The following is a 3,233-nucleotide window of genomic DNA, read 5'->3' as shown; positions in this document are numbered from 1 at the left end:
CCCAAGGATCGCCACCACCGCATCCACACCCCGCGGCAGACACACCCCCACCACCGACTCCGCCCCAACACCCTGACCCACCAAATAGTGCGCCAGCCGGTTCGCCCGCACATCCAACTCCGCGAACGACACCTCCACACCATCCGCAACCACAGCCACCGCATCCGGCCTCCGGGCCACCTGCGCAGCAAACAACCCAGGCACCAGCGAACCCGCGAACCCGACCTCGGTGTCGTTCCACTCCACCAGCACCCGACGACGCTCAGCATCATCGAGCACGTCCACGCCGCTCAGCCGCAGCCCCGGGTCACCGGCCACCAACTCCAGCACCCGCACCAGACGCCCCGCGATCCGCTCGACCGACTCCGCATCGAACAGATCCGCCGCACCGATCACCGAACCGGACACACCCGCAGGCGCACCCAGCTCGTCGAACAGCTCACCCAGCAGCACATCCAGATCGAACCTGGCCACCGAATCGGTGCCCGTCTCCACCCCGCTGACGCCCGCGCCCGGCAGATCGAGCATCGCCTGCGCGTTGTTCTGCATCGTGAACATGGTCTGGATCAGTGGATGGCGTCCGATCACACGGGTCGGCGCCAGCTCCTCCACCAGCTTCTCGAACGGCACGTCCTGATGCTCGAACGCCGACAGGGCCGTCTCGTGCCCCTGCGCCAGCAGTTCCCGGAAGCTCGGGTCGCCCGACAGGTCCGTGCGCAGCACGAGAGTGTTGATGAAGAAGCCGACCAGATCGTCCAGGGCAACGTCCGTACGGCCGGCGACGACGGTCCCGATCGGGATGTCACTGCCCGCACCGAGGCGGGACAGCAGCACCGCGAGCGCGGTCTGCAGCACCACGAACAGGCTGACGCCCTCCGCCCGGGCGAGCTCCACGAGCTTCGCGTGCACCTCGGCGGAGACCTCCACCGTCGCGCCGAGGCTGCGATGCGAAGCCACCGCCGGGCGCGACCGGTCCACGGGCAGCGCCAGTTCCTCCGGTGCGCCCGTCAGGGTTTCGCGCCAGTAGCCCAGCTGACGGTTGATCACACTGTCAGGGTCGTTCTCGTCGCCCAGCAGCTCGCGCTGCCACAGCGCGTAGTCCGCGTATTGGACGGGGAGCGGCTCCCAGTCGGGCGCCCGGCCCGCGCAGCGGGCCGTGTACGCGACCGACAGGTCGCGGGCCAACGGACCCATCGACCAGCCGTCGCCCGCGATGTGGTGCACCACTACCGCCAGGACGTGCTCGTCCGGCGCGGTGGAGAAGAGCCAGGCCCGGATCGGCACCTCCGAGGCCAGCTCGAACCGGTGACGCGCTGCCCCGGCCACGGCGGCGTCCAGATCCTTCGGCGCCACCTGGGCCACGGACAGCTGCCAGTCCAGCTCGCCGAGCTTGCGGATGCGCTGGTAGGGCTGGCCGTCCTTGACCGGGAACACGGTCCGCAGGACTTCGTGTCGGCCTATCACGTCGCGCAGCGCCACGTTCAACGCCGAGATATCCAGTTCGCCCGACAGCCGCCGCATGATCGGAATGTTGTAGGCCGGGCTCGGGCCGTCCAGCTGACCGATGAACCAGAGCCGACGCTGGGCATAGGACAGAGGGATCATCAGTACTCCTCGTTGGTGCGCATCGGCCGCAGAGCTGGCCTGGCTGTCTTCTGATTTCCGAGCTGCCGGGCCAGTGCGGCCACCGTCGGCGTCCTGTAGAGCGCCCGCAGCGAGACATCGACCCGCAGCAGCGCTCTGATCTGGCTGATCAGCCGGGTGGCGAGCAGGGAGTGGCCGCCGAGAGCGAAGAAGTCGTCGTCCACACCCACGCTCTCGAGCCCCAGTACCTCGGCGAACGCCCGGCACAGAAGCTCTTCCTGTCGGTTCGCCGGGGCCCTGCCCGTACCCGTGGTGTACTCCGGGGCCGGCAGTGCCTTCCGGTTCAGCTTTCCGTTGGCGGTCAGCGGCAGGGCCTCGAGCACCACGACCGCAGAGGGGACCATGTACGCAGGAAGCTCTTCCTGGACGGCCGACCGGAGCGTCTGCGCGAGACCCTCGGCCGTCTGTCCCGTCTCCCCGGCGGGCACCACGTAGGCCACCAGCCGCTGGTCGCCGGGCTTGTCCTCGCGGACCATCACGACGGCATGCGCCACCGAGCCCTGGCCGGCGAGCACCGCCTCGATCTCACCCGGCTCGATCCGGAACCCGCGGACCTTCACCTGATCGTCCGCACGCCCCAGGCACTCCAACTGCCCGTCCACCGTCCATCGCGCCAGGTCACCCGTCCGGTACAGCCGTGCCCCCGCCCCGTACGGCGAGGCCACGAACCGCTCGGCCGTCAGGCCGGGACGCCCCGCATAGCCGCGCGCCAGCTGCGCGCCCTCGATGTACAACTCGCCCGCCACACCGACCGGAACCGGCTGCATCGACGCGTCCAGGACGTACCCGCGCACGTCCGCGAACGGACGCCCCACCACCACCGGGCCGTCGGTGACCTCGGCCGAGGTCGCCCAAACCGTCGCCTCGGTCGGCCCGTACAGGTTCACCGCCTCGATGCCGAGCTCCGCGAACCGCTGCGCCAGCTCTTGCGGCAACGCCTCACCGCCCACCAGCGCCCGCACCCCGCTCGGCCAGTCGCCCTCCTCCAGCAGCCCCCGCCACAACGACGGCACACCCTGCACCACCGATGCACCCGACGACACCACCAGCGACGTCAGGGCCGCCGGATCCCGCACCACATCACGCGACGCCACCACCACCGATGCACCCGACACCAAAGGCAGGAACAACTCCAGCGCCGCAATGTCGAACGCCACCGTCGTCACCGCCACCAGACGGTCACGACCGACCAGCGGAACCCTCTCCCCGACGCCGATCAGGTGCGCGGACAGAGCGCCGTGCGACACCACCACACCCTTGGGCCGCCCCGTCGACCCCGACGTGTAGATCACATACGCCGGATGTTCCGACAGCAACCCGACCCGCCTGTTCTCGGACGGCGCCTCAGCGGACAGCTGTGTCATCGCTCGTGCCGTCACGGGGTCGTCGATGGCCACCACGGCGTCGCCGAATACCGCCAACCGGTCCGTCGCCCCGCGCGTGGTCATCACCAGCGCGGCCCCGGCATCACCGATCATGTGGGCCACCCGGTCGGCCGGGTATTCCGGGTCCACCGGCAGGTATGCGCCGCCGGCCTTCATCACCGCGAGCAGTGCGACCACCAGCTCGGCACTGCGGTCCAGGGCCAC

2 protein-coding genes are annotated in these 3,233 nt (G+C 69.9%); both read right to left on the bottom strand.

Annotated elements, in window-relative coordinates:
- Positions 1-1,605 (bottom strand): condensation domain-containing protein (locus tag AC068D_RS35625; RefSeq protein ID WP_478827299.1); only part of this gene is annotated, 1,605 nt, incomplete at its 3' end.
- Positions 1,605-3,233, bottom strand: a 1,629-nt coding sequence (locus tag AC068D_RS35620) for a non-ribosomal peptide synthetase (RefSeq protein ID WP_478827298.1), incomplete at its 5' end; no start/stop codon positions are given. The genes AC068D_RS35625 and AC068D_RS35620, both read right to left, overlap by 1 nt.

The organism is Streptomyces sp. NPDC043861 (assembly GCF_056435905.1).
Note: the sequence above shows the minus strand (reverse complement) of the source record. Positions and strands in the feature narration are given on the sequence as shown.